Here is a 21,958-nt window from a genome sequence, read left to right as displayed (position 1 = left end):
CTGCGGTGCAGCAAATTCGGCCTTGCCATTTCTGACGCAACGCGGCAGTTTCACGCAAGATTGTTGCCGCGAGGATTCCATGACCCGTCCCTATCGCTCTGTGCTCTATATCCCTGCCGCCAATGCCCGTGCGATGGAAAAGGCGCGGGGGCTGGCGGCTGACGCGATCATCTTTGACCTCGAGGATGCGGTCTCGCCGGCGGAAAAACCCTTCGCGCGGGATCAGCTCGCCGCTGCATTGCAGAACGACTATGGCGGGCGGGCGCGGATCGTGCGGATCAACGGGCTGGATACCGAATGGGGCCAGGCGGATGCCGAGGCCTGCGCCGCGCTGGCCGGGCTGGCCGATGCGGTGCTGATCCCCAAGGTCTCGAGCCCCGCCGATCTGGACCGCGTGGCCGCGATCGTCCCCGACCTGCCGCTCTGGGCGATGATGGAGACGGCGCAGGGAATGCTGAACGCGGGCGCCATCGCCGCCCATCCGCGCCTTGGCGGCATGGTCATGGGGACCAATGATCTGGCCAAGGAGATCAATTCGCGCTTCCGCCCCGACCGGCTGCCGATGCAGGCCGGGCTGGGCCTGTGCCTCTTGGCGGCCAAGGCGCATGGCATCATCATCATCGACGGCGTCTTCAACGCCTTCAAGGACGAGGACGGGCTGCGGTTCGAATGCGAACAGGGCCGGGACATGGGCTTTGACGGCAAGACCCTGATCCACCCGGCGCAGCTCGAGATCGCCAATGCCGCCTTCGCGCCCACCGAGGACGAGCTGGGCCTTGCCCGCCGTCAGATAGAGGCCTTCGAGGCGGCAACCGCCGAAGGCAAGGGCGTCGCGGTGGTCGATGGCCGGATCGTCGAGAACCTGCATGTGGCGACGGCGCGCAAGATGCTGGAACAGGCACAGGCGATTGCGGCCCTCGCCAGCTGATGGCAGACAGGGCGGGACAGACATCAAGCGAAAGGAAGCCAGATGTTGATCCTGATCCTGGGCGTGGCGCTGTGGTGGGGCGCGCATCTGTGGAAGCGCGCGGCACCGGAACACCGGGCACATGTCGGTGACAAGGGCAGGGGGCTGGTCTCCGGCCTGTTGATCCTGTCGGTCGTGCTGATGGTCTGGGGCTATCGCAGCGCCGATGGCGCGGTCTGGTGGGGGCCGTCGCCGATGCTGAAGGGCATCAACAACCTGCTGGTGCTGTTCGCCATCTACCTCTTCGCCGCCTCGGGCATGAAGACCGGCATCACCCGCCGCATCCGCCATCCGCAGCTGGTGGGTTTTGCGGTCTGGGCCTTCGCGCATCTTCTGGTGAACGGCGATCTGCCGTCCTTCGTCCTGTTCGGCGGCCTGCTGCTCTGGGCGCTGGTCGAGATCACCCTGATCAACCGCGCCACGCCCAGCTGGACCCCGCCCGCCCCCGTTCCCGCCCGCAAGGAGGCCATGGCCGCCTTTGGCGCGGTTCTGGTCTTTGGCGTGATCGGCCTGATCCACGCCTGGCTTGGCTATAACCCGTTCGGAGCCTGAGATGACGACCCTCTACCGCTGCATTACCGAAGACGACACCTCGCAATTCTGCCACCGTGTCAGCGAGGCCCTGTCAAAGGGCTGGTCGCTGCATGGCGGCGCCTCGATGGCCTTCGACCCGGTCAAGGGGGTGATGCGCATGGCGCAGCCCATCACCAAAGAGGTCGATGTCGCCTATTCCCCCGACCTGAAACTGGGACAACAATGAGCAAGACCAATCCGGGCCGCTTCTTCGAGGACTATGCCATCGGGCAGGTGATCCGCCACGCGGTGCCGCGCACGGTGGCCGAGGGGGAAAGGGCGCTCTACCACGCGCTCTATCCCGCCCGGCACGCGCTTTATTCCAGCGACGAGTTCGCCGCCGCGAACGGGCTGGAAAGCAGTCCGCTGGACGACCTGATCGCCTTTCACACCATCTTCGGCAAGACCGTGCCCGATATCAGCCTGAACGCCATCGCCAATCTGGGCTATGCCGAGGGGCGCTGGCTGCTGCCGGTCTGGCCCGGCGATACGCTGCGCTCGGAATCCGAGGTGATCGGGCTGAAGGAAAACAGCAACGGCAAGTCGGGCGTCGTCTATGTCCGCACCCGCGGGCTGAACCAGATGGACCAGCCGGTGCTGGAATACGTGCGTTGGGTGATGGTCCGGAAGCGTGACTCCGCCGCGCCCGCGCCTGAACCCGTTGTGCCGGACCTCGCCAAGGTCGTCGATCCTGCCGATCTGGTGATTCCCGAGGGGCTGGATTTCAGCGATTATGATTTCGAGCTTGCCGGCGAGCCGCATCGCTGGGGCGATTATGCCATCGGCGAGAAAATCGACCATGTCGATGGCGTCACCGTCGAGGAGGCCGAGCATATGCTGGCCACGCGGCTGTGGCAGAACACCGCCAAGGTGCATTTCGACGCCACCAACCGCGAGGATGGCAAGCGGCTGATCTATGGCGGCCATGTCATCAGCATGGCACGCGCGCTCAGCTTCAACGGGCTGGCCAATGCGCAGATGATCGTGGCGCTGAATGCCGGCGCCCATGCCAATCCCTGTTTTGCCGGCAAGACCATCCGCGCCTGGTCCGAGGTGCTTGACAAGGCCGAGACCGATGCGCCGGGCGTCGGCGCGATCCGGCTGCGACTTGTTGCCACAACCAGCGACAGTGCCAGCTTCCCGTTGAAGGGCGAGGACGGGAAATACCTGCCCGAGGTGCTGTTGGATCTGGATTACTGGGCGCTGATGCCGCTGTGAATCGCTGCTCCGGGGGCATCGCGCCCCCGGACCGCCCGACGGTAATTCCGCAGGGTCGAGGTGGCGATGGCTTCTGTGATCACGAGCGGGGCGGGCGTGATCACAAGCGGCGAAATTCCGCGAAAATCGTGATCGGGTATGGCATAAGACCGTGACACTTGGCAGAAAGATCGACAGAAGCAACGCAATTCGCCAGCCCGCGCGGCCAGCCCGTTGTGCTGGACCGGTCGTGGGCCCGCGCCAGACGCGACACAGGAGGGCCACGCATGGCTGATGTGAACCGGGGCAACAACCGCCCGCTTTCCCCGCATTTGCAGGTCTATAAGCTGCCCATCGCGGCAGTGACCTCGATCCTGACGCGGATCACCGGCCATGCGCTGGTCGCGGGCATCCTGCTGTTGGTCTGGTGGCTGATCGCCGCCGTCTCCAGCCCGGGCTATTTCGCCTTCGTCGATGGCATCCTGCGCAGCTGGTTCGGCTTCCTTGTCATGCTCGGCTCGGCCTGGGCGCTGTGGTACCACACGCTCGCGGGCATCCGGCACCTCTTCTACGATGCCGGCAAGGGTATGGAGATCGAGACCGCCAGGAAATCCAGCTGGGCGATCATCATCGGGTCCGTGGTGCTGACGCTGATCAGCCTGATCCTGTTCTTCCTCTGAGAAAGGCCAAGCGGATGCGCTATATCACCCCCTTGAAAGCAGCCGAAGGCCTGGGCGCCAGCCATACCGGCACGCTGCATCACTGGCACATGACCGTCAGCGCCGTGGCGCTGGCCATCCTGACGCCGGCCTTCCTGATGGTCGTCGGCAATGCCATCGGCCTGCCGCGCGAAGGCGTCATCGCCTATTTCGGCCGTCCCTATCCGGCCATCGTTACCGCGCTGTTCATCGTCGTGGGCATGATCCACTTCATCAAGGGCACGCGGATCATGATCGACGATTACCTCGACGAGACCGAGCGCAAGGTCGCGATCATCTTTTCCGTCATCTTCGGCTGGGGCGTCATCGCCGCCGCGGTCTTCGCCTTGGCGAAAATGGCATTCACGGGCTGAGGGCTGAGAGCACAATGGACCAATACGAAATCCACACGCATGATTACGACGTGGTTGTCGTCGGTGCCGGCGGCGCTGGCCTGCGCGCCACGCTTGGCATGGCCGAGCAGGGGCTGCGCACCGCCTGCGTGACCAAGGTTTTCCCGACCCGCTCGCACACGGTTGCGGCGCAGGGCGGCATCGCCGCCTCTCTGGGCAATATGGGCCCGGACAGCTGGCAATGGCACATGTACGACACGGTGAAGGGCTCTGACTGGCTGGGCGACACCGATGCGATGGAATATCTCGCGCGCGAAGCGCCGAAGGCCGTCTACGAACTGGAACATTACGGCGTGCCGTTCTCGCGCACCGAAGAGGGCAAGATCTATCAGCGTCCCTTCGGCGGTCACACGACCGAATTCGGCGAAGGCCCCCCGGTTCAGCGCACCTGCGCCGCCGCCGACCGCACCGGCCACGCCATCCTGCACACGCTCTACGGCCAGAGCCTCAAGCATAATGCGGAATTCTTCATCGAGTATTTCGCCCTCGACCTGATCATCACCGACGGCAAATGCACTGGCGTCGTCTGCTGGAAGCTGGACGACGGCACCATCCACGTCTTCAACGCCAAGATGGTGGTGCTGGCGACCGGCGGCTATGGCCGCGCCTATTTCAGCGCCACCTCGGCCCATACCTGCACCGGCGACGGTGGCGGCATGGTCGCGCGTGCGGGCCTGCCGCTGCAGGACATGGAATTCGTGCAGTTCCACCCGACCGGCATCTATGGCTCGGGCTGTCTGATCACCGAGGGCGCGCGCGGCGAGGGCGGGTATCTGACCAACAGCGAGGGCGAACGCTTCATGGAGCGTTATGCACCGACCTACAAGGATCTGGCGTCCCGCGACGTGGTTTCCCGCTGCATCACCATCGAGATCCGCGAGGGTCGCGGCGTGGGCGAGAAGAAGGACCACATGTTCCTGAACCTCATGCACCTGCCGCCGGAAAGCCTGCATGAGCGCCTGCCGGGCATCTCGGAATCGGCCAAGATCTTCGCCGGCGTCGACGTGACGCGCGAGCCGATCCCGATCCTGCCGACGGTGCATTACAACATGGGCGGCATTCCGACGAACTACTGGGGCGAGGTGCTGAACCCGACCGAGGAACACCCGGACCGCATCTTTCCGGGCCTGATGGCGGTGGGCGAGGCGGGCTGTGCCTCGGTGCATGGCGCGAACCGGCTTGGCTCGAACAGCCTCATCGACCTCGTGGTCTTTGGCCGCGCCGCTGCCATTCGCGCGGGCGAGATCATCGACCGCGCCGCGCCGATCCCGGCGACGAACACCGAGGCCGTGGACAAGATCATGGTCCGCTTCGACAGCCTCCGGAATGCCAATGGTTCGGTGCCGACGGCGGTGCTGCGCGACGAGATGCAGCGCACCATGCAGGCCGATGCGGCGGTGTTCCGCACCGACAAGACCCTGGCCGAGGGCGTCGAGAAGATGGAAGCGATCGCCGGCAAGCTGCGCGATGTAAAGGTCACCGACCGCAGTCTGATCTGGAACAGCGACCTGATGGAAACGCTGGAACTGGAAAACCTCATGCCCAACGCGATGGCGACCATCGTTGCCGCCGAGGCGCGCAAGGAAAGCCGCGGCGCCCATGCGCATGAGGACTGGCCCGAGCGGGATGACGCCAACTGGCGCAAGCACTCGCTTGCATGGGTGGACGGAAACACGGTTAAACTGGCCTATCGCCCCGTCCATCTCGATCCGCTGACCAAGGCGGACGAGGGCGGGATCGACCTGAAAAAGATCGCGCCGAAGAAAAGGGTATATTGATGCGTTCCTTCCGCCTTCCGATCCTGCTTGCCGCCGCCGCTGTCGCGGTGACGGCCTGCGTTCCCGTCACGCCGATGACCGGGCAGCCGCCGGTGACCGCTGCCCCGCCGCCGGTGGCAACGACGCCGACCGTGCTTGACGCCAGCTCGCGCGCCATCGCCCGCACCACCATCAATGCCGAGATGTCGAAGCGTCTGCCGGGGGCGAATACCGCGCCCTATACGGATTGCGTGGTCAACAACGCCACCACGGCCGAGCTGATCGACATCGCCCAGATGACCAATGCCGGCGCCTCGGGCGCGGGTGACAGCGTCGCGGCCATCGTCAAGCGTCCGGCCACAACCCAGTGCATCGCCGCGGCTGCGGCCTCGGCCTGAGACCGACCATGACCCTGACCCGCACCGGATCACGCCTGTCCCTTCTGGCGCTGCTGCCCCTGGCGGCAGTGCTGGGGGCGTGCGCGCCGGTGCCGGTCGACCAGGCCGAGCGCAGTTGCCTGCGCGACGTGCAGGCGGCGAACCAGCCGCCGCGCACCGAGGTGGGCATCGGCGTGGCCTCGGATTTCGATGGCGGCGTTCGGCCCTATGGCTCGGTCTCCTTCGAGATCAGCAGCGACCGGCTGATGGGGCGCGACCCCTCGGATGTCTTTGCCCAATGCGTCATGCGCCGCTCGGGCCAGCCGCCCACCGTGTCGCTCTATGACCAGCCGCGCTGGCAGGGCTAGACCATGGCGGAATCCTCGTCAGCCGCAGGCAGCGACCCCCGGGTGATCGTTCACCTGGGCGTGCAGAAGACCGGCAGCACTTCGCTGCATCATTTCCTGCAAAAGAACGCGGCGGCGCTGGCCGACCGGCTGGTGATCCGCACGCCCGAGGCCGGAACGCCCATGCGTCCGCTAGGCCGCGCGGCCATCGCCTATAGCCTCGATGGCGAGCGTGGCGACGAGGCGCGGTTGATGGAGGCGGTGGCGACGGTCTGCGAGGGCTTGCCGCAGGACGGGCGCACCGTCCTGATCAGCCACGAGAACCTGGCCGGCGCCATGCCGGGCAATGGCGGCGAGACCCGGCTTTACCCGGCGCTGCCGCGCATCATCGCGCTCTTGGACCGTGCCTTTGCGCCGCTGGTCCCCGTCTATGCCGTCTACAGCCGGCGGATGGAGGCGTGGAAGGCCAGTGTCTGGGCGCAGGCGGTGCGCACCGATGGCTATGGCGGCAGCTATGACGAATTCCTGTCCGAGACCCGCGACCTGCCGGGCTGGGACGATCTGCTGGACCGGCTCGAGGACGCGGCACCCGGTCGCCTGCACCACTTCGAGCTGGTCGACGAGCGCGACCGGATGCGTCCGGGCCGCCAGCTGCTGGCGCTGGCCGGCATCAGCGCCGAAGAACACGCCGCGCTTGAGCCGCTGACCGGCAGCTCGATGCAGCGCCTGAACGCGGGCGCAACCGAATTCCTGCGGCAGCTCAACGGCCTGCCGCTCAATCCGCAGGCGCGGGCCAAGGTGGCCAATCTTGTCGCCAGCACCCAGAACCTGTTTGACGCCGATCACCGGCCCGACGGCACCCTGTAAGAAGAGGCACCCCATGGTCCAGTTCACCCTTCCCAAGAACAGCAAGATCACGGTCGGCAAGACCTGGCCCGCGCCGCAGGGGGCGACCCGGACCAAGGTGTTCAAGATCTATCGGTGGGACCCCGACAGCGGCGAGAACCCGCGGCTGGACACCTATACGCTGGATCTCGACAAGACCGGGCCGATGGTTCTGGACGCGCTGATCAAGATCAAGAACGAGATCGACCCGACCCTGACCTTCCGCCGCTCCTGCCGCGAGGGCATCTGCGGCTCCTGCGCGATGAACATCGGCGGCGGCAATCACCTGGCCTGCATCTACGGCATCGACGAGGTCAAGGGCGACATCTCGATCTATCCGCTGCCGCATATGCATGTGGTCAAGGACCTGGTGCCGGACCTGACGCATTTCTATGCCCAGCACGCCAGCATCAACCCCTACCTGATCACCAAGTCGCCCGAGCCCGGCATCGAGTGGAAGCAGTCGATCGAGGACCGCAAGAAGCTGGATGGCCTCTACGAATGCATCCTCTGCGCCTCCTGCTCGACCTCCTGCCCGAGCTATTGGTGGAACGGCGACAAGTACCTGGGCCCGGCCGCGCTGCTGGCGGCCTATCGCTGGATCATCGACTCGCGCGACGAGGCCACCGGCGAGCGGCTGGACAACCTCGAAGATCCGTTCAAGCTCTATCGCTGCCACACCATCATGAACTGCACCAATACCTGCCCCAAGGGGTTGAACCCGGCGAAGGCCATCGCCGAGATCAAGCACATGATGGTCGAGCGCATCGTCTGATCGGGCGGTCGCCGGGGGCGCTTCGCCCCCGTTGCCGACTGGTCCTCGGACCAGTGGCGAACCAGCCTGCGCCCCCCCCCCGAGGATATTTGGACAAGGTGAAAGGGCGGCCTCCGGGTCGCCCTTTTTCTTTTGGCGCGAGTCCGGCCGATTGACGGGGGGCGAGGAAGCGGGCAGTGTTTCCGCTAACAGTCGTCTTCTCCTTCGAGGCCCAAGATGATCCCCAAGCGTTCCACATTTCCGCCCGGATTCCTCTTCGGCGCCGCGACCTCGGCCTATCAGATCGAGGGCACGCGCTTCGGCGGCACCGGACCCTCGCATTGGGACACCTTTGCAGCAACACCGGGCAATACCTTCCAGGGACAGGATGGATCGCGTGCCTGCGAGCATTATCTGCGGTGGGAGAGCGATCTGGATCTGCTTAGGGACGCGGGGTTCGATGCCTATCGCTTCTCGACCTCCTGGGCGCGGGTGCTGCCGGACGGGCAGACCGTCCATCCCGAGGGCCTCGATTTCTATGACCGGCTGGTCGACGGCATGCTGGCGCGGGGGCTGAAACCCTTCCTGACCTTCCACCACTGGGACATGCCCTCGGCACTGGCCACGCGCGGCGGCTGGCAGAACCGCGAGATCGTGGATCACTTCGCCCGCTTCTGCCAGACCGTCTATGCGCGGATCGGCGATAGGGTCGAGACGGCGGCAACGCTGAACGAGCCCTGGTGCATCTCGTGGCTGTCGCATTTCATGGGCTTTCACGCGCCGGGCCTGCGCGACATCCGGGCGACGGGGCACGCGATCCATCACGTGATGCTGGCCCATGGTACGGCCATTGCCGCGCTGCGGGCCGACGGTGCGCGCGACCATCTGGGGCTGGTCTTGAATTTCGAAACCGCGCATCCGGCGGATGACAGCGCCGAGGCCCGCGCGGCGGCGGCGCGGCAGGATGCGATCTACAACCGCTGGTTCGTGCAGGCGGCGATGGGGCAGGGCTATCCGGCCGAGGCGATGGAGGGGCTGGAACCGCATCTGCCGAAGGGCTGGCAGGACGATCTGGCCATGATCGCGCAGCCGCTGGACTGGCTGGGGGTGAATTACTACACGCGGAAGAATTACGCTCCTGCGCCGGGACTCTGGCCGCACACGGCCGAGGTTCCCGGCCCCTTGCCCAAGACCCAGATCGATTGGGAAATCCGTCCCGAAGGGCTGACCGAGTTCCTGGTCCGGCTGAAGCGCGACCATACCGGCGATCTGCCGCTCTACATCACCGAAAGCGGCGTGGCCTTTGCCGATGAGATCGAGGACCAAAACCGCATCGCCTATATCGCCGCGCATCTTCAGGCGGCGCAGGCGGCACTGGCCGAGGGCGTCGACGTGCGCAGCTTCTTCTACTGGTCGCTGCTGGACAATTACGAATGGTCGCTTGGCTATCAGCCGCGCTTCGGGCTGGTCCATGTGGATTACGCGACGATGGAACGCACCCCCAAGGCCAGCTGGCACGCGCTGCGCGAGGCGCTGGCCGGGTAGGGGGCGCTGCCCCCGGCCCTGCGGGCCTCCCCCGGGATATTTTTCGTGAAGAAGAAAGGGCCGGAGTTGACCGGCCCTTCTAAGTCCGGCGCTCCGCGCGTTCGGCGCTGAAAAAGGTCCACTGGACCTTTTTCCGGGCGCGCCTCACCCCTCGATCTTGGTGAAATCCGCGATCTGGCGGCCGGCCTCGCGGATGCGGCTCAAGAGGTTCAGCCGGTTGCGGCGCAGGATCTGGTTGTCGCTGTTCACCTGAACCGCCTCGAAGAAGGCGTCGATGGGCGCGCGCAGCGCGGCGATGGCCGACATGGCGGCGGGGAAATCCTCGGCCTTGGTCGCCTGGCGGATCGCCGGTTCGGCGGTGTCGAGCGCGGCGAAAAGCGCGCGTTCCTGATCGGTCTCGGCGAATTTCTCGTCGGCGCCAAAGCTGTATTCGACCCCGTCCTTCTCCTCGGCCTGCGCAAGGATATTCCCGGCGCGTTTCAGACCCTGAGTGAGGTTCTTCCCGTCCTCGGTCCTCAGCATGTCATTCAGCGCCGTGGCCCGGTTCACCACCAGCACGAGATCGTCATTGCCGGGCTGCGCCAGCACGGCATCGATGATGTCGTGACGGATGCCTTGGTCGCGGAGGTAGACTTTGAGGCGGTCATGGAGGAAGGAGAGGAGTTCGGTTGTTAGCTCGCTAACCGTCGGAACCGCCTGAGGATCGCGGCCAAGCTGATCGATTGAGGTATCTATCTCGTACTCGGGTGCGATCCGATGATCGTTGAGCTTGAGAAGAAATATATCCTTTGGCATCTGCAATCCAACAGCTTCATCTGCGTGCAAAATATATCCGCTGGTCCAACGCGAGCGTCCATCTTCCATATTGAGTAAATGGCCAAGCATCCACGGGCGCTGGTAGCGGGCCCAGTATGCTTCACCTGCGCTGCTTTCGATTATTGGACGTAGCTTCCCGGACAGCTTATTCCCCAGCACCAACCTGATCACCCCCAACGCCGCCCGGCGCAGCGCAAACGGATCCTTCGACCCCGTGGGCTTCTCATCGATCGCCCAGAACCCGGTCAGCGTATCGATCTTGTCGGCCAGTGCCACGGCGACCGAGACCGGCGCGGTCGGCACGTCGTCGCTCGGGCCGAGCGGCGAGTAATGGTCGCGGGCGGCGTCGGCGACGGCTTGCGGCTTGCCGGCGGCGGCGATGTAATAGCGGCCCATGATCCCCTGCAATTCGGGGAATTCGCCGACCATCGATGAACGCAGGTCGAGCTTGGCCAGCGTCGCGGCTTCCCCGGCCTCATCGGCATCGGCGCTGACCAGCGGCGCGATCTCGCGGGCCAGTGCGGCGATGCGGGCGATGCGGTCGGACTGGCTGCCGAGCTTGTTGTGGAAGGTCACCGATTTGAGACCTTCGGCCCAGTGACCCATGCCGGACTTGGCTTCGCGCAGATCGTTCTCGTAGAAGAAGGCCGCGTCCGAGAGCCGCGCGGCCAGCACGCGCTGGTTGCCCGCCAGAATGGTCGCGCCATCGTCGGGCGTCTCGATATTGGCGACGGTGACAAAACCCTCGATCCGGCCGGTCTTCGGGTTCCGGGCCGAGAAGAACTTCTGATGCTCCTTCATCGAGGTTTGCAGCACCTCGGGCGGCAGGTCCAGAAAACGGTCCTCGATCACCCCCATCAGCGGCACCGGCCATTCGACGAGGCCTGCCACCTCGGTCAGAAGCCCGGCATCGGCAACGATCTCCCAGCTGCGGGCGAAGGCGAGGTTGTCGGCCTGCTGGCGGATGGCGGCTTCGCGCTCGCTGGCGTCAAGGATGACATGGGCGCGGCGCAGTTTCGCGGCATAATCGTCGAAACCCGTCACCGTGAAGGGTTCGGGCGACAGGAAGCGGTGGCCGCGGGTCTGGTTGCCCGAGGCGATGCCCTCGACTGTCAGCGGCACGATCTGTGCCCCGGCCTCGTCGGTCAGGAGGCAAAGGATCGAATGCAGCGGCCGGACCCAGCGCAGATTGCCCGCGCCCCAGCGCATCGACTTGGGCCAGGGGAAGTTGCGGATGGTCGTCTCCAGCACCTCGGCCACGATCTCGGCCGCCGGTCGGCCGGGTTTTTCCAGCGTCGCGAACCAGACCTGGCCCTTCTTGTCGTCGCGGGCCTCAAGCTGGTCCTTCGTCAGCCCGGTCGCGCGCAGGAAGCCCTGCAGTGCCGCCTCGGGCGCGTCGGTGCGCGGGCCCTTGCGTTCCTCGCGCGTGGTCGGGCTGTGGGCGCTGAGGCCCTCGATCGCCAGGGTCAGCCGGCGCGGGGTCGAGAAGGCCCCGGCGCTGGCATAGGTCAGCCCGGCCTCGACCAGCCCGTCGGTGACCAGCTTCTTCAGATCCTCGCGGGCGCGGGACTGCATCCGGGCGGGGATTTCTTCCGAGAAGAGTTCGATCAGCAGGTCGGCCATCAGTCCATCACTCCGCGTTCGGGTGTCTTGTCATTATATTGGTGCCAGCCAAAGGCGCGGCCATCGGGATAGATCGCCAGCACCCGGTCGACATCGGGGCGGATCTCGGAGGTGCCGAGCACCGCCACTGCCGCGCCGGATTCGAGGTCATGGGTGATCTGGTCGGCGTCATAGCAGTCGAACCAGCCCGGTCCGTTCAGCGGCGTGGCACCCTCGAACGGCGTCAGGCTGTCGGGCAGCGGCGGCTCGGTCAGGCGAAAGCAGGCGCGCCAGCGCAGCGGCGAGGATGTGGCGTCGATGCCCTGAAAATCGGCGACGGGCAGGTCCAGCGCACCGCCATCGGCGGCAGAAACGGCGGTGACAGCCGCCCCCGGACCGGCGGGGTCGATGCGGTCATAGAAGCCGTATTCCTGCGCGTACCACACGCCGCCCCCGGTGCCGAGGCCGGCAAGGACAAGGACAATGGCTGGCCATTTGCCGTTCATGCTGTCACCTTCACGCGCTGATTCGGATGGATATGGGGCAGGCCGTGGACCACGCGTTTTTCATCACCACACTGGGCGGCGCCTTCGCCATCATGAACCCCTTCGTGGTGCTGCCGCTGTTTCTGGCGGTCACTCATGGCATGGACCCGGCGCTGCAACGCCGCGCGGGCCTGCGCGTGGCCTTCTTCAGCGCCGTCCTGTGCGCGACCGTGGCGGTCAGCGGCGCGGCGATCCTGAAATTCTTCGGCATCAGCGTCGATGATTTCCGCGTGGCCGGTGGTCTGGTCCTGATGACCATTGCCATGGGGATGCTCAGCGGCTCGGGCAGTCCCGCCCACGAGGCCCCGGCCAAGGCTCAGGCCATGGCCGTGCAGGAACCGCCCCGCGCCGATGTCAGCTTCTATCCACTGGCCTTCCCGATGGTGGTGGGGCCGGGGACGATCACGGCGATCATCGTCTATATGGGGCAGGCCAGCACCATGGCCGACAAGAGCGCGGTGGCCGCGGCCTTCGGTCTGGTGCTCGCCGTGCTGGCGGTGGTGCTGTTCTTTGCCTCGACCATCGGTCGGCACATGTCCCAGACCCTGCGCGTGATCATGACCCGTCTGATGGGCATGATCGTCGCGGCCATGGGCGTGCAGATGATCGCCGCCGGGCTGAAAGCGATCTTGCCCGGTCTGGCCGGCTAGGGTCGTCGGACAGGGCTGCATCAGGCGGTCTCGTCCACCCGCGCGGCATCGGTCGTCAGGAACAGGTCGGCACAGGCCTTGGCCAGCGCCCGCACCCGGCCGATATAGGCCTGCCGCTCAGTGACCGAGATCACGCCGCGCGCGTCCAAGAGGTTGAATATATGGCTGGCCTTGATCGCCTGGTCATAGGCGGGATGGGCCATCGGGATGCGGCGGCCGGCGCTGTCTTTCTCGGGCGCGGCGAGGATGCGGGCGCATTCCTCCTCGGCATCCTTGAAGTGCTGGAACAGCATCGCCGTATCGGCCTGATCGAAGTTCCAGCGGGAATATTCGCGCTCGGTCTGGCGGAAGATGTCGCCATAGCTGAGCGGGATCGGGCTCTGCGGGTCATTGAACGGCATGTCCATCACATGCTCGATCCCCAGAACATACATGGCCAGACGTTCCAGCCCATAGGTCAGCTCGCCCGAGACCGGGCGGCAGTCATGGCCGCCGACCTGCTGGAAATAGGTGAACTGGCTCACCTCCATGCCGTCGCACCAGACCTCCCAGCCCAGACCCCAGGCGCCAAGCGTCGGGCTTTCCCAGTCATCCTCGACGAAACGGACATCGTGGATCAGCGGGTCAAGCCCGATGGCCTTGAGGCTGCCGAGATAGAGATCCTGCAGGTCAGGGGGCGATGGTTTGATGATCACCTGATATTGATAATAGTGCTGCAGCCGGTTCGGGTTCTCGCCGTAACGCCCATCGGTCGGGCGGCGCGAGGGCTGGACATAGGCGGCGGCCCAGGGACGGCTGCCAAGGCTGCGCAGCGTGGTCGCCGGGTGGAAGGTGCCGGCGCCGACCTCCATGTCATAGGGTTGCAGCACGGCGCAGCCGGTCGCGGCCCAGTAGTTTTGCAGGCGCAGGATGATCTCCTGAAAGCTGCGGGGTCGGTTGGGGCTGGTCATCCGGGCCATCCTTTTGCATAGATCATGCGAAGCTCCGCGCCTTCTAGGCGTGGGATGGGACAGGGTCAATTGCGGGGTCGGCTGATGCGGCGCTTTCACTGGTTACTGATGGCGGCCTGGCTGCCGGGCGCGGTCTGGGCGCAGGACGGCGGCGCGGTGATCCGTATCGAGGCCAAGCGCGGCGAGGCGGCGACCGCCGAGGCAGCGGCCAGCTGGAGCGCGCAATTTCCCGATGTCGTGACCTTCCGGGTGCCGGGCGGCTGGACCGCCATCGGCCTTGGCCCGCAGACCCCTGCCGAGGCCGCGGCGCGGCTGGAGAGCCTGAAGGCCGAGGGCAAGATCCCGGCGGACAGCTTTGTGGCCGAACCCGGATCGAACGTGACGCTGACGGCGGTGACGCCGGCTGCCGCTGCGCCCGTGGCCGAGACCCCCGCCGAGGCTCCTGCGGCTGAGGCTTTGACCGCCGAGACCGTTGCCGTAACCGATCCCGCCCCCGCCGAGACCCCGGCACCCGCCCCCGATGCGCCGAACCATTACCTGCGCCTCGAGGCGCTGGCGGACCGCACCGATGCCGATGGCGCGCTGGAAAAATGGCGCGAGAATTTTGCCGATGCGGGCCTCTGGCAATTGCCGAATGACCGCTTTGCCGTGGCGCTTGGCCCGCTGACGGAAGCGACGGCAAACGCCTGGCTCGCCGCCTTCAAATCCGCGGGCGCCGCCCCGCGCGACGCCTTCCTTGCCACCGGCGAGGAACTGGGCACGCAGGTCGTCGCCGGCGCTGCCCCCGATCTGCCCGCCCCACCCGAGGCCGCCGCCGAAATGCCGCCTCTGGACGAGGTGCAGCGGGCGCTGCGGTGGGCCGGCTTCTATGATGGCAAGATCGACGGCAAGGGCGGTCCCAAGACCGAGGCCGCCATCAATGCCGAGATCCTGGCCGAGCGCCTGTCGCCCGACGCTGGCACCGCCATGCAGAAGCTGATCGAGCGTCGCGCCGCATGGCGCAGCGAGATGGGGCTGTCGCAGTTGCAGGATGCCCATACCGGCCTGTCGGCGACGGTGCCGATGGACAAGCTGGCCTTTGACCGCAACGAACGCGCGCTGGCGATCTATGGCCCGAAGGACGGCTCGGGCGCGGCGCTGATCCTGTTCTCGCAGCCGGGCGGTCAGCAGGACCTGCTGGATCTCTCGGGCCTGGTCATCGCCCTTGGCTGGGTGCCGCAGCCCGTGCGCGACGTGCAGCCGGGGTCGATCACGCTTGACGGTCGCAACGACACCCATATCGGCCATGCCGAGGGACAGGTGCGCGATGGCCGGGCCGAGGGTTTTGTGCTGATCTGGCCGGTCAGCGATGCCGAGAACCAGCAGCGGCTGGCGGCGGAACTGTCGGACAGCTTTGCCCGCTTCGCCCCGGCGGCGAATGATGCGGCTGTGGCCGCGCCGGCCCAGCCCGCACTGCCCGACATGACCCCGCAGCCGGTTGCGCCAGAAACGGAACCCGAAGCCCCCGCAGGGAACTGATCGCGCAGGCGGTTGCCCTTCCCCCGGACTGTCGCCAGACTGCCCGAAAACGGAGGATGCGCGATGAGCGATTATGTCATGTCCATGCCGAAACCCGGCACCGCCGACGAGTTCCAGCGGCGCGAGATCGCCACGCCGGTTCCGGGTGCGGGGCAGGTGCTGATCCGGCAGGATGCCATCGGGCTGAACTTCCTGGATGTCTATCACCGCAACGCCACCTATCCTTGGGCGGTCGAGCGCGATCTGGTCCCGGGCTCGGAAGGGGCGGGCGTGGTCGAGGCGGTGGGGCCGGGCGTCACCGATTGGCAGCCCGGCGACCGGGTGGCCTATACCCAGCCCCTGAACGCCTATGCCTCGGCGCGCCTCATTGCCGCCGACCGGCTGGTCCGGGTGCCCGAGGGCGTGACCAGCGAGCAGGCGGCGACGCTGATGCTGAAGGGCATGACCGCGCATTACCTGATCCATTCGACCTTCCGCATCGAGCCGGGCATGGTCGCGCTGGTGCAGGCGGCGGCTGGCGGTGTCGGGCAATTGCTGGGGCCGTGGATCGCCGCCAAGGGCGCGACTGCCATCGGCACGGCTGGCGGGGCCGGGAAGGTCGCGCTGGCGCGCTCGCTCGGCTATGCCCATGTCATCGACTACAACAGCGAGGATGTCGCCGCCCGGGTGGCCGAGATCACCGGCGGCAAGGGCGTGAACGTGGTCTATGACGGCGTGGGTAAAGCGACATGGCGCGGCTCGATGGACAGTCTGGCGGTGCGCGGGATGATGGTCAGCTTTGGGCAGTCCTCGGGGATGGTGCCGCCGGTGCCGATGTCGGAACTGGGGGCGAAGTCGCTGTTCCTGACCCGGCCAACGCTGTTCCAGCACATCGCCGATCCGGCGGAACTGCAGCAACGCGCGGCAGAGATGTTTGCGGCGCTGAAATCCGGGATCATCCGCGCCGAGGTGTCGCAGCGTGTGCCGCTGGCCGAGGTCGGCCGCGCCCATACCGCGCTGGAAAACCGCGAGACGACTGGCGCGACGGTGCTGATCCCCTGATCTGCTGAACGGCGGGCCTCAGGCCCGCCAGAAGCGCGGCAGCAACAGGACCAGCACGGCGATCAGCTCGAGCCGGCCCAGATACATGCCAAGCGTCATCAACCATTTCGCACTGGCCGGGAAGTTCGAGACCGAACCATTGGCGGTGATCTCGGGCCCCCAGGCCGGGCCGACATTGGCGATCGCGGTCCAGGCGGCAGTCAAGGCCGTCCGCGTATGCAGCCCGGTCAGCGACAAGCCGACGATCAGCAGGCCGAAGGTCAGCATGAACAGGGTGAAGAAGGCCATGACCGAATTCACCACGTCCTGGTCCAGCGGCCGGCCCTCCAGCCGCAGCGGATAGATCCGGTGCGGGCTGTGCATCCGGCGGATCTGCACCCGCACCGCCTGCAACAGCACCAGATAGCGGAAGATCTTGACCGAGCAGCCGGTCGAGCCGGTGCAGCCGCCGATCAGCCCGACGATGATCAGGATGCTGAAGGGCAGATGCCCCCATTCCAGCATGTTGGTCGAGGCATAGCCGGTACCGGAAAAGGTCGAGATGGTGTTGAAGACGGTTTCCCGCACCAGCTCCAGCGGGTGCTGATCCTGCTGCATGTACATCAGCCGATAGGCGACGATCAGCCCGCAGGCATAGGTGATCCAGCGCAGGTAGGCGCGGATCTGCACATCCTGCCAGAAGGGCACGAACTGGCCGCGCATCACCTGCACCATGCGGATGAAGGGCACCGAAGCCAGCACCATGAAGACCGAGGCCGCCCATTCCGGCCCGCCCAGATAGGCGCCGAAACTGGCATCGTAATTCGAGAACCCGCCGGTCGAGATGGTGGTCAGCGCATGGATCACCGCGTCGAAGCCGGTCATCCCCAGCAGGATATAGGTCAGGATGCAGGCCCCGGTCAGGATGAAATAGACGCGGGTCATCTCGGCCGCGATCTCGCCGGCGCGGGGCAGGATCTTGCCAAGCGTGTCGAAGCCTTCCGAGCGGAAGAACTGCATGCCCCCGACCTTCATCACCGGCAGGAACACCATGGCCACGACCACGATCCCCAGGCCGCCCGACCATTGCAGGATCGCCCGCCACAGATGCGTGCCCTTGGGCAGCGCGTCGAGCGCGGGAAAGGCGGTGGTGCCGGTTGTGCTGACCCCCGACATGGCCTCGAAATAGGCATCGGTAAAGCTGGAATGCGGTGCGCCCAGCATGAAGGGCAGGGCCCCGAACAGCGGCAGCACCGCCCACAGCCCCGCGGTCAGCAGGAAGGCCTGCTGGATGTTCAACCCCTCCATCTGGCCGCGCGTGGCGATGGTCGCCATCAGCCCGGCCAGAACGGTCAAGAGCGAGGTTTGCAGGAAGACCTGATAATGCGGGTCGCCATGCCACCAGTCGACGAGCATGGGGAACAGCATGCCCACGCCCATCACGGTGACGAGTCTGCCGATGGTGTGGACGACGGGTCGAAAGTCGATCATCCGCCCTGATTGCCGCGCGCCGTCCGGCCCGTCAAGAGACCGGGCGCGGCCGAGGCGCAGCGCCCGCCGCTCACGGCCAGGCATAGCCGTTGGGCGTGGGTGGCGGGCGGTTTGGGGCAGGCTCGGTCGGGGCGAAAATCTCGACCAGAAGCGGATGGCAGGCGGCCGCATCCGAGGAATGCTGATCGCTGCAATCGCCGCCGGGGCAGGCCGACAGTCCGCCGATCAGGTCGATCTCGGCGAAGAACTCGATGTAATCGCCGGGGCGGACCGGGCTTGCCTTCATGAAATACTGGCCGGTGTCGCGGGTGAAGCCGGTGCACATGAAGACGTTCAGCACGTCATGGACCAGCGGCTCGGCCTCGCCTGGGGATTGTCCCAGATGTTTCGCAAGGGCATTCGTCAGGTTGGAATGGCAACAATGGTGATAATTGTCACCACCCGACAGCAGGTGATGGGTATAGGGATCGCAGCGCGTGCCGATCACGTCATGGACCGATCCGCCGAAGGCATCGATGCCGTACCAGTCGAGCGTATCCTCGGTCACGGTGGCAATCGGACGCAAATGCGGAAACGAGGACCACATGCGGTCGCCGGGGCCCAGATGCGTGCCGTGCAGCGCGCGGGTCTTGCCGGAATAGAAGCGTTCGGAGGGATCGACGGCGCTCCACAGGTTCAGGTCGCCGACCTGCGGCCCCTCGATGCTGGTGATGCGGAAGAACTGGCCCTGCGGCACCCCGAAACAGCGCCCCTCGCGCGGCGGCACCCGCAGCTCGCCAACCTTCCGCGCGCTTGCCCGCGCCGCGCGCAGGGCGGCAAGGCCGGGATCGGGCAGGGTGGCCGGGTCATAGCAGATCACCGGCCGGACGGCCCGGCGCTGCTCGGCATCCTTGGGGGCGGGGTGGCTGCTCATGGGTGCATGATGCGCAGGAGGCGGGGCGTTGGGAAGGGGAAATGCAGCGGTGGCGGTGGCGCCCTCTGTGCCCGTCGCAAACAAAAAGGGGACCGGATGGTCCCCTTGGAAAACTCGTGATGTGGCGCGGCCTCAGGCGGCGCGCTTGGCCGCGAGGATCGCGCCGGCGGCATCCAACTCGCTGATGACGCGGTTGCCGTCATTGGCGGCGCGCAGGAGGAACTGGGTCTCGCGGCTGTAATAGCCGAACATCTGGTCGATCGCTTCGTCGGCGAGGCGGTCGGTGCGGGGCGAGGCGGTCATGTGTTTCGCCATGGTCTTGTCTCCGGTCATGTGGAGGTGTTCTCCCATGCCGGCGAAATAGGCAATTGAACCGGGGCGTTCAATGCTGCGACGCGGCGTCACCGCCGCGCCGCATGGCTGCCATGCGTCAGGGTCAGATCAGCCGATCTGCACCATGCGGTGCTTCTTCTTGCCGACCGAGACCTTCAGCCCGTCGCCCACCAGCGCCGCATCGACCGGCATCTGCGGGTCGGTCACGGCGTCGTTGTTCAGCCTGAGACCGCCCTCGGCGATCAGGCGCTTGGCCTCCTTGCCGCTGCCGGTGATGCCGGTCTGGACCAGCATCTGCGCCACCGACAGCCCGCCCTCGAAGGCCGAGGCCGGCAGGATCGCCACTTCCAGATCGCCACCGGCACCGCCCTGCTCAAAGACCTCGCGCGCGGTCGCTTCGGCGCTAGCCGCTGCCTCGGCCCCGTGCAGCAGCGTCGTCACCTCGTTGGCCAGCCTGATCTTGGCGTCGTTGATCTCGGCCCCCTCCAGCGCGCCAAGGCGGTCGCATTCCTCCAGCGGCAGCTCGGTATAAAGCTTCAGGAACCGGCCCACATCGGCATCGGTGGTGTTGCGCCAGAACTGCCAGAACTCGTAGGGCGACAGCATCTCGCCGTTCAGCCAGACCGCACCGCCCTGCGACTTGCCCATCTTGCGCCCGTCCGAGGTGGTCAACAGCGGCGAGGTAAGGCCCCAGATCTCGCGGTCGAGCACCCGGCGGGTCAGGTCGATGCCGTTGATGATATTGCCCCACTGGTCCGACCCGCCCATCTGCAGCCGGCAGTCATAGCGCCGGTAGAGCTCGAGGAAGTCATAGGCCTGCAGGATCATGTAGTTGAATTCGAGGAAGGACAGCGACTGCTCGCGGTCGAGCCGCGATTTCACCGATTCAAAGCTGAGCATCCGGTTGACGCTGAAATGCCGCCCGATATCGCGCAGGAAGTCGAGATAGTTCAGCCCGTCCAGCCATTCGGCGTTGTTCAGCATCAGCGCCCGGTCATCGCTGTAATCGATATAGCGCGCGAAAACCTTCTGCATCCCGTCGATATTGGCCTGGATCTGATCCGGCCCCAAAAGCGGGCGTTCGTCCGAGCGGAAGCTCGGGTCGCCGACCTTGGTGGTGCCGCCACCCATCAGCGTGATCGGGCGGTTGCCGGTCTTCTGGAACCAGCGCAGCATCATCACATTCAGCAAATGTCCCACATGCAGCGAGGCCGCAGTGGCGTCATAGCCGATATACGCCGTCACCGGCCCCGCGCTGAGGGCATCGTCCAGCGCCTGATAATCAGTGCAGTCGGCCATGAAGCCGCGCTCGATCATGATGCGCATGAAGTCGGATTTGGCGTGATAGGTCATCGGGGTTTTTCCTTCTCAGTGCTGCGGATATACCTGCCACGGCAACAAAGGAAAAGGCGCGATGATCCGGGCTTTGGGGATGATGTCGGGCACCTCGCTTGACGGGGTGGATGCGGCGCTGATCGAGACCGACGGCCAGAGGATCGGCGGCTTCGGGCGCAGCGCCTATCGCGCCTATTCGGACAATGAGGCCTCGGCGCTGCATGGCGCGCTGGGGCAATGGCCGGGCGGCGAGGGCGTGGAGGATGCGGCCGAGATTTCGGTGGCGAGCCATGCGGCGCTGGCGGAAGGTTTCCCCGAGGCCGAGATCGTCGGCTATCACGGCCAGACGCTGGCGCATGACCCGGCGGGCGGTCGGACGCATCAGGCCGGCGATGGCGGGCAACTGGCCCGCAAGATCGGGCGGCCGGTGGTCTGGGATTTCCGCAGCGAGGATGTGCGGCAAGGGGGCGAGGGCGCGCCGCTGGCGCCCTTCTTTCACTGGGCCTGCGCCGAATGGGCGGTTGCGGCGGGGCATCTGCCGCCCCGGCCCGTCGCCTTCCTGAACCTTGGCGGCGTCGGCAATATCACCTGGGTCGATCCCGCCGCCGCCGCGCCCGAGGCCGTGGGGGCCTGCCTCGCCTTCGACACCGGGCCGGCCAATGCCCCGATCAATGACCTGGTGCGCAGCCGCCTCCGGCAGATGCGGGATGAGGGCGGGGCGCTGGCGGCCTCGGGTCGCGCGGACGACGCAATTGTCTCGGCGTTTCTTACCCATCCCTATTTCGAGCGCGTGCCGCCGAAATCGCTGGACCGCGATGCCTTTGCCGGGCTGGTTGCCGCTGTCGAGCCTCTGCCCGATGCCGATGCGGCGGCGACGCTGGTGGGGGCGCTGGCCGCTTCGGTCGCGGCAGGGTTCCGCTGGTTGCCGAGCCCGCCCGAAATGGTGCTGGTCTGCGGCGGTGGCCGGCACAATGCGACCATCATGGCGGCGCTTCAGGCCGTCCTGCCTTGCGCGGTGCAGCCGGTCGAAACCGCAGGGCTAGATGGCGACATGCTGGAAGCGCAGGCCTTTGGCTGGCTGGCCGTGCGGGTGATGCGCGGTCTGCCCACGTCGGGGCCATCGACCACCGGCGCACCCGGTCCAGTCTGCGGCGGCCGCATCAGTCACCCGCGTTAAAGCAAGACTTATCAAATGTTTATTGGCAACAATTGGCGGATTTCCGCCAGTTGCGATCTTCTGCGGAACGCGCTTCGAAGTTGTCGCGTTGGGGC

The 21,958-nt window shown here is 66.2% G+C and carries 23 protein-coding genes; 16 read left to right on the top strand and 7 right to left on the bottom strand.

Annotation, left to right across the window (positions count from 1 at the left end):
* The first annotated feature begins 79 nt into the window (after positions 1-79).
* From Q1A36_RS03285 to Q1A36_RS03230, 12 genes are all read left to right on the top strand, one after another.
* A complete protein-coding gene (locus Q1A36_RS03285; RefSeq protein ID WP_299839723.1) occupies positions 80-928 on the top strand; it encodes a CoA ester lyase in 849 nt (282 codons plus the stop codon).
* Positions 929-970: 42 nt separating this feature from the next.
* Positions 971-1,519, top strand: coding sequence for an NnrU family protein (locus tag Q1A36_RS03280; RefSeq protein WP_299839720.1), 549 nt, complete (start codon positions 971-973; stop codon positions 1,517-1,519).
* A gap of 1 nt (position 1,520) precedes the next feature.
* Complete coding sequence (locus Q1A36_RS03275) at positions 1,521-1,727, top strand: DUF1737 domain-containing protein (RefSeq protein ID WP_299839717.1); 207 nt, start codon at positions 1,521-1,523, stop codon at positions 1,725-1,727.
* Complete coding sequence (locus tag Q1A36_RS03270) at positions 1,724-2,758, top strand: MaoC family dehydratase (RefSeq protein ID WP_299839714.1); 1,035 nt, start codon at positions 1,724-1,726, stop codon at positions 2,756-2,758. The genes Q1A36_RS03275 and Q1A36_RS03270 overlap by 4 nt, the downstream gene beginning before the upstream one ends.
* Positions 2,759-3,024: 266 nt before the next feature.
* Positions 3,025-3,417: a succinate dehydrogenase, cytochrome b556 subunit gene (gene sdhC, locus Q1A36_RS03265; RefSeq protein ID WP_299839711.1), complete on the top strand. Its 393-nt coding sequence runs from the start codon at positions 3,025-3,027 to the stop codon at positions 3,415-3,417.
* Positions 3,418-3,431: 14 nt separating this feature from the next.
* Positions 3,432-3,809: a succinate dehydrogenase, hydrophobic membrane anchor protein gene (locus Q1A36_RS03260; RefSeq protein WP_101751725.1), complete on the top strand. Its 378-nt coding sequence runs from the start codon at positions 3,432-3,434 to the stop codon at positions 3,807-3,809.
* Between the two features lie 14 nt (positions 3,810-3,823).
* Positions 3,824-5,626, top strand: coding sequence for a succinate dehydrogenase flavoprotein subunit (gene sdhA, locus Q1A36_RS03255; RefSeq protein WP_299839708.1), 1,803 nt, complete (start codon positions 3,824-3,826; stop codon positions 5,624-5,626).
* Complete coding sequence (locus tag Q1A36_RS03250; RefSeq protein WP_299839705.1) at positions 5,626-6,003, top strand: hypothetical protein; 378 nt, start codon at positions 5,626-5,628, stop codon at positions 6,001-6,003. Before sdhA ends, Q1A36_RS03250 begins: the two co-directional genes overlap by 1 nt.
* 8 nt (positions 6,004-6,011) lie before the next feature.
* A complete protein-coding gene (locus Q1A36_RS03245) occupies positions 6,012-6,350 on the top strand; it encodes a hypothetical protein (RefSeq protein WP_299839702.1) in 339 nt (112 codons plus the stop codon).
* A 3-nt stretch (positions 6,351-6,353) separates the two neighbouring features.
* Positions 6,354-7,196: a hypothetical protein gene (locus Q1A36_RS03240; RefSeq protein WP_299839699.1), complete on the top strand. Its 843-nt coding sequence runs from the start codon at positions 6,354-6,356 to the stop codon at positions 7,194-7,196.
* A gap of 13 nt (positions 7,197-7,209) precedes the next feature.
* Positions 7,210-7,989, top strand: a complete 780-nt coding sequence (locus Q1A36_RS03235; RefSeq protein ID WP_299839696.1) for a succinate dehydrogenase iron-sulfur subunit — start codon at positions 7,210-7,212, stop codon at positions 7,987-7,989.
* Between the two features lie 216 nt (positions 7,990-8,205).
* Positions 8,206-9,513 carry a GH1 family beta-glucosidase gene (locus Q1A36_RS03230; RefSeq protein ID WP_299839693.1) on the top strand — a complete coding sequence of 436 codons (1,308 nt, stop codon included), beginning with the start codon at positions 8,206-8,208 and terminating at the stop codon, positions 9,511-9,513.
* A gap of 144 nt (positions 9,514-9,657) precedes the next feature.
* On the opposite strand, the gene glyS is transcribed toward Q1A36_RS03230, so the two are convergent.
* Complete coding sequence (gene glyS / locus Q1A36_RS03225) at positions 9,658-11,952, bottom strand: glycine--tRNA ligase subunit beta (RefSeq protein WP_299839690.1); 2,295 nt, start codon at positions 11,950-11,952, stop codon at positions 9,658-9,660.
* The gene (locus Q1A36_RS03220) at positions 11,952-12,437 is read right to left on the bottom strand and encodes a DUF6446 family protein (protein WP_299839688.1); all 486 of its coding nucleotides are present in this window, start codon (positions 12,435-12,437) and stop codon (positions 11,952-11,954) included. The genes glyS and Q1A36_RS03220 overlap by 1 nt, the downstream gene beginning before the upstream one ends.
* A 26-nt stretch (positions 12,438-12,463) precedes the next feature.
* Here Q1A36_RS03220 and Q1A36_RS03215 point away from each other — a divergent pair, with 26 nt between their 5' ends.
* The gene (locus Q1A36_RS03215) at positions 12,464-13,126 is read left to right on the top strand and encodes a MarC family protein (RefSeq protein WP_299839686.1); all 663 of its coding nucleotides are present in this window, start codon (positions 12,464-12,466) and stop codon (positions 13,124-13,126) included.
* Between the two features lie 20 nt (positions 13,127-13,146).
* Here the strand turns inward: Q1A36_RS03215 and Q1A36_RS03210 are convergent, their stop codons facing one another.
* Entirely contained in the window at positions 13,147-14,076 is a 930-nt protein-coding gene (locus Q1A36_RS03210; RefSeq protein WP_299839683.1) for a glycine--tRNA ligase subunit alpha, read from the bottom strand.
* Positions 14,077-14,184: 108 nt separating this feature from the next.
* Between Q1A36_RS03210 and Q1A36_RS03205 the strand changes: the two genes are divergently transcribed.
* Both Q1A36_RS03205 and Q1A36_RS03200 read left to right on the top strand, forming a co-directional pair.
* Positions 14,185-15,594 (top strand): peptidoglycan-binding domain-containing protein, encoded by a 1,410-nt coding sequence (locus tag Q1A36_RS03205; RefSeq protein ID WP_299839681.1) that lies wholly within the window; start codon positions 14,185-14,187, stop codon positions 15,592-15,594.
* A gap of 63 nt (positions 15,595-15,657) precedes the next feature.
* The gene (locus Q1A36_RS03200; protein WP_299839678.1) at positions 15,658-16,635 is read left to right on the top strand and encodes a quinone oxidoreductase; all 978 of its coding nucleotides are present in this window, start codon (positions 15,658-15,660) and stop codon (positions 16,633-16,635) included.
* A gap of 18 nt (positions 16,636-16,653) precedes the next feature.
* Here the strand turns inward: Q1A36_RS03200 and Q1A36_RS03195 are convergent, their stop codons facing one another.
* The 4 genes from Q1A36_RS03195 to tyrS all read right to left on the bottom strand — a co-directional run bounded on the left by Q1A36_RS03195 (position 16,654) and on the right by tyrS (position 20,704).
* Positions 16,654-18,105 carry a TrkH family potassium uptake protein gene (locus tag Q1A36_RS03195; RefSeq protein WP_299839676.1) on the bottom strand — a complete coding sequence of 484 codons (1,452 nt, stop codon included), beginning with the start codon at positions 18,103-18,105 and terminating at the stop codon, positions 16,654-16,656.
* Positions 18,106-18,175: 70 nt separating this feature from the next.
* Positions 18,176-19,018 carry a DUF1989 domain-containing protein gene (locus Q1A36_RS03190; protein WP_299839673.1) on the bottom strand — a complete coding sequence of 281 codons (843 nt, stop codon included), beginning with the start codon at positions 19,016-19,018 and terminating at the stop codon, positions 18,176-18,178.
* 132 nt (positions 19,019-19,150) lie between these two features.
* Positions 19,151-19,369: a hypothetical protein gene (locus Q1A36_RS03185; protein WP_299839670.1), complete on the bottom strand. Its 219-nt coding sequence runs from the start codon at positions 19,367-19,369 to the stop codon at positions 19,151-19,153.
* 90 nt (positions 19,370-19,459) lie between these two features.
* Positions 19,460-20,704 (bottom strand): tyrosine--tRNA ligase, encoded by a 1,245-nt coding sequence (gene tyrS, locus Q1A36_RS03180; protein ID WP_299839667.1) that lies wholly within the window; start codon positions 20,702-20,704, stop codon positions 19,460-19,462.
* 61 nt (positions 20,705-20,765) lie between these two features.
* On the opposite strand from tyrS, the gene Q1A36_RS03175 reads away from it, so the two are divergent.
* On the top strand, positions 20,766-21,863 hold the full coding sequence (locus Q1A36_RS03175) for an anhydro-N-acetylmuramic acid kinase (protein ID WP_299839664.1): 1,098 nt from the start codon (positions 20,766-20,768) through the stop codon (positions 21,861-21,863).
* Positions 21,864-21,958 lie beyond the last annotated feature (95 nt).

Origin of the sequence: uncultured Paracoccus sp. (genome assembly GCF_947487305.1) — a bacterium.
Classification (GTDB): Bacteria; Pseudomonadota; Alphaproteobacteria; order Rhodobacterales; family Rhodobacteraceae; genus Paracoccus.
This window is presented reverse-complemented; position numbering and strand designations above follow the sequence as displayed.

Excerpts from the sequence above, each read along its gene's own strand:
- Q1A36_RS03285 (WP_299839723.1), top strand. The coding sequence starts at position 80 with ATGACCCGTCCCTATCGCTCTGTGCTCTATATCCCTGCCGCCAATGCC.
- Q1A36_RS03280 (WP_299839720.1), top strand. The coding sequence starts at position 971 with ATGTTGATCCTGATCCTGGGCGTGGCGCTGTGGTGGGGCGCGCATCTG.
- Q1A36_RS03275 (WP_299839717.1), top strand. The coding sequence starts at position 1,521 with ATGACGACCCTCTACCGCTGCATTACCGAAGACGACACCTCGCAATTC.
- Q1A36_RS03270 (WP_299839714.1), top strand. The coding sequence starts at position 1,724 with ATGAGCAAGACCAATCCGGGCCGCTTCTTCGAGGACTATGCCATCGGG.
- sdhC (WP_299839711.1), top strand. The coding sequence starts at position 3,025 with ATGGCTGATGTGAACCGGGGCAACAACCGCCCGCTTTCCCCGCATTTG.
- Q1A36_RS03260 (WP_101751725.1), top strand. The coding sequence starts at position 3,432 with ATGCGCTATATCACCCCCTTGAAAGCAGCCGAAGGCCTGGGCGCCAGC.
- sdhA (WP_299839708.1), top strand. The coding sequence starts at position 3,824 with ATGGACCAATACGAAATCCACACGCATGATTACGACGTGGTTGTCGTC.
- Q1A36_RS03250 (WP_299839705.1), top strand. The coding sequence starts at position 5,626 with ATGCGTTCCTTCCGCCTTCCGATCCTGCTTGCCGCCGCCGCTGTCGCG.
- Q1A36_RS03245 (WP_299839702.1), top strand. The coding sequence starts at position 6,012 with ATGACCCTGACCCGCACCGGATCACGCCTGTCCCTTCTGGCGCTGCTG.
- Q1A36_RS03240 (WP_299839699.1), top strand. The coding sequence starts at position 6,354 with ATGGCGGAATCCTCGTCAGCCGCAGGCAGCGACCCCCGGGTGATCGTT.
- Q1A36_RS03235 (WP_299839696.1), top strand. The coding sequence starts at position 7,210 with ATGGTCCAGTTCACCCTTCCCAAGAACAGCAAGATCACGGTCGGCAAG.
- Q1A36_RS03230 (WP_299839693.1), top strand. The coding sequence starts at position 8,206 with ATGATCCCCAAGCGTTCCACATTTCCGCCCGGATTCCTCTTCGGCGCC.
- glyS (WP_299839690.1), bottom strand. The coding sequence starts at position 11,952 with ATGGCCGACCTGCTGATCGAACTCTTCTCGGAAGAAATCCCCGCCCGG.
- Q1A36_RS03220 (WP_299839688.1), bottom strand. The coding sequence starts at position 12,437 with ATGAACGGCAAATGGCCAGCCATTGTCCTTGTCCTTGCCGGCCTCGGC.
- Q1A36_RS03215 (WP_299839686.1), top strand. The coding sequence starts at position 12,464 with ATGGATATGGGGCAGGCCGTGGACCACGCGTTTTTCATCACCACACTG.
- Q1A36_RS03210 (WP_299839683.1), bottom strand. The coding sequence starts at position 14,076 with ATGACCAGCCCCAACCGACCCCGCAGCTTTCAGGAGATCATCCTGCGC.
- Q1A36_RS03205 (WP_299839681.1), top strand. The coding sequence starts at position 14,185 with ATGGCGGCCTGGCTGCCGGGCGCGGTCTGGGCGCAGGACGGCGGCGCG.
- Q1A36_RS03200 (WP_299839678.1), top strand. The coding sequence starts at position 15,658 with ATGAGCGATTATGTCATGTCCATGCCGAAACCCGGCACCGCCGACGAG.
- Q1A36_RS03195 (WP_299839676.1), bottom strand. The coding sequence starts at position 18,105 with ATGATCGACTTTCGACCCGTCGTCCACACCATCGGCAGACTCGTCACC.
- Q1A36_RS03190 (WP_299839673.1), bottom strand. The coding sequence starts at position 19,018 with ATGAGCAGCCACCCCGCCCCCAAGGATGCCGAGCAGCGCCGGGCCGTC.
- Q1A36_RS03185 (WP_299839670.1), bottom strand. The coding sequence starts at position 19,369 with ATGGGAGAACACCTCCACATGACCGGAGACAAGACCATGGCGAAACAC.
- tyrS (WP_299839667.1), bottom strand. The coding sequence starts at position 20,704 with ATGACCTATCACGCCAAATCCGACTTCATGCGCATCATGATCGAGCGC.
- Q1A36_RS03175 (WP_299839664.1), top strand. The coding sequence starts at position 20,766 with ATGATCCGGGCTTTGGGGATGATGTCGGGCACCTCGCTTGACGGGGTG.